This is a genomic window from Thioclava indica (assembly GCF_000714545.1).
Lineage (GTDB): Bacteria > Pseudomonadota > Alphaproteobacteria > Rhodobacterales > Rhodobacteraceae > Thioclava > Thioclava indica.
The window spans coordinates 1-5,960 of sequence record NZ_AUNB01000069.1; the positions used below are offsets into that span (position 1 = coordinate 1).

The 5,960-nt window shown below is 53.7% G+C and carries 4 protein-coding genes and 3 pseudogenes; 5 read left to right on the top strand and 2 right to left on the bottom strand.

What is annotated here, in order from left to right:
* Window positions 1-51 precede the first annotated feature (51 nt).
* Together DT23_RS20360 and DT23_RS20365 are read left to right on the top strand one after the other, a co-directional pair.
* Window positions 52-285: pseudogene (locus tag DT23_RS20360) on the top strand (IS6 family transposase); the annotation flags it as partial.
* A 59-nt stretch (window positions 286-344) separates the two neighbouring features.
* Window positions 345-515, top strand: a pseudogene (locus DT23_RS20365) (IS6 family transposase); the annotation flags it as partial.
* A gap of 143 nt (window positions 516-658) precedes the next feature.
* On the opposite strand, the gene DT23_RS15960 reads toward DT23_RS20365, so the two are convergent.
* Window positions 659-2,017, bottom strand: coding sequence for a sensor histidine kinase (locus DT23_RS15960; protein ID WP_240473645.1), 1,359 nt, complete (start codon window positions 2,015-2,017; stop codon window positions 659-661).
* Between the two features lie 95 nt (window positions 2,018-2,112).
* On the opposite strand from DT23_RS15960, the gene DT23_RS15965 reads away from it, so the two are divergent.
* The 3 genes from DT23_RS15965 to DT23_RS18730 all read left to right on the top strand — a co-directional run bounded on the left by DT23_RS15965 (window position 2,113) and on the right by DT23_RS18730 (window position 5,344).
* The gene (locus DT23_RS15965; RefSeq protein ID WP_240473646.1) at window positions 2,113-2,952 is read left to right on the top strand and encodes an acyl-homoserine-lactone synthase; all 840 of its coding nucleotides are present in this window, start codon (window positions 2,113-2,115) and stop codon (window positions 2,950-2,952) included.
* 106 nt (window positions 2,953-3,058) lie between these two features.
* Window positions 3,059-3,451 (top strand): response regulator, encoded by a 393-nt coding sequence (locus DT23_RS15970; RefSeq protein ID WP_038132856.1) that lies wholly within the window; start codon window positions 3,059-3,061, stop codon window positions 3,449-3,451.
* A 705-nt stretch (window positions 3,452-4,156) separates the two neighbouring features.
* On the top strand, window positions 4,157-5,344 hold the full coding sequence (locus DT23_RS18730; RefSeq protein ID WP_051697365.1) for a response regulator: 1,188 nt from the start codon (window positions 4,157-4,159) through the stop codon (window positions 5,342-5,344).
* Between the two features lie 224 nt (window positions 5,345-5,568).
* On the opposite strand, the pseudogene DT23_RS20115 reads toward DT23_RS18730, so the two are convergent.
* A pseudogene (locus tag DT23_RS20115) lies at window positions 5,569-5,700 on the bottom strand (IS6 family transposase); the annotation flags it as partial.
* Between the last annotated feature and the right edge of the window lie 260 nt (window positions 5,701-5,960).

A 5,960-nucleotide genomic window follows, 5' to 3' on the forward strand; every position in this document is an offset into this window, starting at 1 on the left:
AAGTGTGGGAGCGGCGCACCGCTTACGGCTTTGCACAATTGGGACGAAAAGATGATCGACTTCAAGGGCGCCCAATACCCGAAACCCGTCATCCAGTATGCGGTCTTCTTCTACGTCCGGTACGACATGTCATAACGTGATCTGCAAGAAAGCATGGCCGACCGCGGCGTCCTCGTAGATCACTCAACGTTGAACCGATGGGTCATCAGATACGCGCTCCTGATCGCGGCAAATGCCCACGCCATGAAACGACCAACTGCCATTTCGTGGCGCATGGACGAAACGTATCTCAACAATATCATCGAGCAACCTTCTCGTGGTTTTCAAAAAACCACTGTCAGGTAACAGATCACCGCTTTCTAAAGCGGATTACCGGCCCGATGCAGGGGGTCAAGGTGTTCCATTCCGCGGTCGCCACGATCGCTGGGATCGAGACGGCTCACATGATCCAGAAAGGGCAGTTCGGCTCCAACAGCCTCACCGCCGCGCAGCAGTTTGCTGCGCTCGCAGCATAATCATGTCCGGCCTCAAGCCCCTTTCGGCATCCCAGAAAGTCTGCGACACAACCGTAACACTTTAGGCGAGGTTGAGGAATTTGACTGATCATTCGGCCGCCACCCCTTGCCACAAGCCGCGTCAATAACTTGACGATGCCAGTTCAAGATACAGTTGCCAGGGAAAGCTCGAAATAGAATGTGGTTCCACGAGTTGGATTTTTCGAATAATCGATGTTTCCACCGTGCGCCTGAATGATCTGCTTAGAGATATTCATACCCAAACCGGTGCCTCCGATCTTCCGGGTATCGGAGGAGTCAACTTGGCTGAACTTGTCGAAAACCCGGTCGCGATCATCTTCGGATAGTCCGGCTCCTTCGTCGATCACCGAAACGCGGACAGAGTCATCAGATGGTTCCACACGGATACGGACGCAGCTTCCCTCGGGAGAGAACTTGGCGGCATTCGAGATCATATTGGTCAGGACCTGCTCAATCCTCGCGGGGTCTCCATGCACCAACATCGGTTGATCGGAGCCCTCGAACGTGAGCTGGACACCCAGTCGCCCTGCAAAGGGGGCACTTGAACTCACAGCCTGCTCGATCATTTGCGAGATATCAAACGTTGTCATTGAAAAGTGCATTCGACCGGCCTCAATCTTCTGGAGGTCCAGTATTTCATCGATAAGGTTGATCAGCCGGGTGCAATTTCGCTGGGCGATTACCATAACCTGTTCGGCCTGTTTCGAAAGAGGGCCGAGGTGCCCTGCACAGGCAAGGTCGATCGATCCCTTGATTGATGTCAGAGGTGTACGAAGCTCGTGGCTCATCGTCGAAACAAACTCTGTTTTTGCTTTGTAGGCTTCTTGTGATCTGCGGTTCTCGGCTCTGAGCGCTTCCATTTGATTTAAGCTGCTGCGGTAGAACGAAAGATAAACCCGCGAACAGTCGATCACGAAGTACAGCACGAACAGGCTCGTGAACATCTGCGCCCATAGGTCCGAGCCGAATGGCGCGCGCGCTTCATAGATGTCCCATAACGGGATGAAGATAAACGCAATGCCATACAGCACCATTCGTGTGATCAGGACGGGCAAAAGCTGATGGTTGTTCATTGCGGCAAAGAGGGCGGCGGCAAACAGGAAGAACAATGACATGAAATGCGTGCCGGGCCCTTGGCTCACAGCGAGGGCGACCGCATAGAAAACGATGACAGAGGCGCTGAGGACGGTGCCGACATAAAGAGAGTTCAGAAGTTTTCGGGAGACAGCGGCATCACGTCCGTTCCAAGCAAGGATTCGCCTGAAAATGAAGGAATCGTAGAGTTCCGAGAGCGCAATCAGCACTGCTGTGATCAGGGCAAGGCGGAGACTGTAGTAATACCCTGCGAGCACTAAGACCGCGAAATAGATCATTTGGCGCTGCCAAAAGAGGTTCTTTCCGACAGCAGCATAGTCTTTCATCTGCCGTACCATCAGAAACGTATTCTTGGTGCTAAAGACCCTTCGAAGGCTGGTGATCACGAAGCACCTCCATATTTATTGTCATGTCCGTGGGGTGGCGCTTACACACCCAACTGATGCGCGCAAAGCACACTCATAGCGTAGGTGGGCTCGGCATGTGGCAACAATATGGCAAATGCACGCAACTAGAGAGATATCTGGAAACAATACTTTCAATCGAGGACTGGTTGCCACACATGGAGGTTTTTAGTGACTCGAGCTTGGCGAAGGCGAGGCGGGTATTTCCAGAATTGACATCACCCGGGCGCGTCAAACATTACGCTCCATCTCCGTCCAGTGCAAAGAAGAAAGCCCGAAATTCACTCGAAAACATAATCGGTTCTTCCGACCAAATTCGTGCAACGACTCTTTCGATGCAGAACATGCACCACCACGGAAGTCTGCTGGTCAACTACCTCAAGGCACGCCGCGAGGTCTTTATCGTCGCCAAAGGTTGGCAACTCCCCCAGACCGAAGGAATGGAGTTCGACCAGTACGACACCCCTCAAGCGCGCTGGATTGTCGTTCACCAGAACGGAAAAGTGCTCGCAGGTATTCGCGTCGCACCGACAACAGCGCGTTGCGGCTTGCACAGTTATATGATCCGCGACGCGCAATTAGGGTTGCTTCAAGGTTTGCCTCTTGACCCTTTATTCTTCGAAGCGCCAGTGGCCGACAATATCTGGGAAGCGACACGATTATTCGTGATTGATGACGTCCCCGCGCAACAGCGCGCGGAGGTGCAGCGATTGCTGATGCTGCATATGGCAGCCACTGCCCGCGACCTCGGGGCGGACCAGGTCATCGGGATCGTGCCCGCAGTCTTCAAGCGCTGGCTGAAAAGGATCGGGATGTCGGCAATGGCCGTTGGCCCAACATTCGAACTGGACGGCGACAAATCGCAAGCTGCGCTGTTCAACGTGAGTGAAGCGCCAGAGCCTGATACGATTGCATGAATTCGCCTTCTCTTCGGTTGAATTCTATTGTTATTATACAACCTTACATTTATGGGCCTCCGTCAGGTCTCTAAGGTTACTTTGGTAACGAGTTGGGAGTGGTGAAATGACACAGGTCGAACTGAATAAGCCGCGCATACTGCATGTTGATGACGACGATGATATTCGCGTCATCACCCAGCTCGCGCTGGAAGTTGTCGGAAAACTGGAGCTACGCCAATGTGCCAGCGGGCAAGAAGCGCTTTCGTCTGTCGCTGAATTTACTCCCGACCTTTTTCTGCTCGACGTCATGATGCCTGGTATGTCTGGCGAAGAAACCCTGGAGGCACTACGGCGCCTGCCCGGTATGGAAAAGATTCCTGTGATCTTTATGACGGCAAAGGCGCAGACAGATGATGTGGCGCGTTTAATGGACTTAGACTCTGCAAGGGTGATCACCAAGCCATTTGATCCCATAACACTAGCTTCGGAAATCGTAGAAATCTGGCAACAACAATAGATCGCTCTGTCACATGACGACGGCAAACCGGATGCCCTGCTCCGCTCTGGTCCGCCCGCGTTCATAACGGAAGTCGGCGGGCTGGTTCCCTCTGAGGCAAGCTCTCTCTCGCTCTCAGCCGCGCTTGGACCCGTAAACGCTGCCGGCGGACAGTAGGCTCAAACGGCGTAAGCGATCAACACGCGAGAATAACGAACGCCCTTCAGGCGCGGCACGCTGCCTGAAGTTTTCATCGGATTGGCGGTCAAACCGGCGGCGTTTGGATGCAACACAGAAACCCGCCGCTAGCATGACTGACCAATGCTCCGCCGCCCTTACCGGTTCACAATCAAAACTTGTATCTTGCCCCTTCCGGGAAATTTAGGAGCGGTCTCTGGTAAAAAAAATTTGCCCCGCCTGGAAAGTAACTACAGAGCACAATTGGCGCCCAAGCGTGAACAAAGCGTGCGGATTTAGATCATAATTTCAATATTTTAGACAAATAAAGCAAAATTTTCGCTGTCAGGGTTGTGCCCGCTGGTCGCAATCGGCTTCGCAACACAACTCTCTCTACACGTTGAGATTGTAACCTGGCTGCCTAATTCCGGACAAAATTTGATCGTAGCAAAGATTCGATGAACGCGAGCGCAAGCCCGATACCGTGCTTGAAAGCCGAAAATTTTCGCGCGCAGAAGTGGCAGTAAAGAAGATAGCAGGAGAGAATGAATGCTTTTGGTATATATGTTTGCAGGGGCTGCCCTAGGTCTCCTGATCACCATCGTCTCGGGATTGATGCGCGGCAACACAGTTTTGTCGTCACTTGCTCGGCTGGCGGCCGACCGTATGAAGCGCCTGTCTGCCTTGATTGGCGAACGGGAACCATCGGTCATGAATGACGATACGAACGTCGCAGCAGCCACGCAGGATGTGGTTTCGTCGGCAGCGTACGAGCAAGATCCGTTGCGCATCCTTGCCGTGGATGATGACCCTTTCATTCTCAGCCTGATACCAAACATTGCAGGTAATGCCGGTTTTGCGGATATCACAGTAGCGTCTTCCGCAGAGGCCGCGCTGGACCTTATCGTCGCGAGTGAGATTCCGTTCGATTGTTTCGTTCTCGACATCCGGATGCCCGGAATGGACGGCATCGATTTATGCGCCCGTGTTCGCGAGGACGCCGCCTATAAAGACGCACCGATTATCATGCTGACGGTCATGAAAGACATAGAGCATCTCGAACGCGCCTTCAAAGCCGGCGCAACCGATTATGCGACCAAGCCGTTCGAGATCACCGAATTTGGCAACCGCCTTTCGGCACTCGCTCAACACTGCCATGTTCTACGACGCAACCATATGGCGGATGCAAGCGAGGCCATGAAGCGCAACTCCGAAGACCTCAAACCCGAACTGTTCGATGATATGGTTATCGGATCACTACATAACCTTATTTCTCACCGGTCCATTCGCAACTATCTACAGCAGTTGTCGGCCTTTTCGGCTTCAGACGCTCGCGTCAGAGCCGTTAAAATCGATCAGTTCGATCTGATATCCCAGAAGAAAAATGCTCCTCAATGCTTCGCATTCCTGTCGGACGCGGGCGAAAGTATCGGCGAGGTTTTTACGGCTAAAAAATTTGCCATGGCATATTCTGGAAACGGCGTGTTTATTTTGGTGTCCAACCAGGATGTGGGTATGGAAGCGGAAGATCTCGAAGACGAGATTCAGGCCATATTGAACAGTCGCTCATCCGAGCTTGGGGTTGAACTTGACATCAAGTTCAGTGTCTCGGTCGGAGCATCGATTCAGCCGGAAATACGTGTATCCAGCCGCGCAGACAAAGCTATTTTTTATGCTATCTGCAATGCAGAGGCCCGGCTTGCATCAAAAATGTCCTATCGCGAAACTTACGCCTGAGACGGGTTTGGTTGCCTTACGCTTTGCACCCGCCTGTAAGGCAACCAATTGGCGTAGGCCGCAGTCGCAGACATCTCTCAGCTCGTCGCCTTTGGTATACAGGGCCGCGAGGCACTCTTCTTCACAAGCCGATCAAAGCGCTCGATGATGCCGTAGATAGAGCTATGCCGGGGGTATTGCCAAATTGTTGACAGCAGATTGTGCTTGCCCGGGAAAGGTGTGGATCACGCGGTCATCTCAGCGGTGCAATCGGCCCGGAGGCCGAACGCATCGTTGCGGGGGTGGCGGTATGAGGTTGCTGTGAGTTGATAGCGCCGGAGACGGAAAATGAGGTTGATCTGGTCGTGCGCGGATATCGCCGTTCAGGGAAGCCGTTGAGCCTGCGGATCGACAGCACCGGCACCAAGTTCCGCGGGGATTGCGCCCTGACGGGCGGATGCTCGGGGTGCTAACGCGCGCTAGCGTATTGGCCCGCCCGCAGGTCGGACACCGCGACGAGCCTGTCTCAAAACTTATGATCGCGGAGGTTCCCGGCGTGAGGCTGGACACCGGGATGGACGTGGTGCTGGACGCTTTGGCCGCAGGGCCCGCTCCGATCGTCGCGGTATTGGATCGC

Coding starts and splice junctions, on each gene's coding strand:
- DT23_RS15970 (WP_038132856.1), top strand. CDS start 3,059: ATGACACAGGTCGAACTGAATAAGCCGCGCATACTGCATGTTGATGAC.
- DT23_RS18730 (WP_051697365.1), top strand. CDS start 4,157: ATGCTTTTGGTATATATGTTTGCAGGGGCTGCCCTAGGTCTCCTGATC.
- DT23_RS15965 (WP_240473646.1), top strand. CDS start 2,113: ATGTGGCAACAATATGGCAAATGCACGCAACTAGAGAGATATCTGGAA.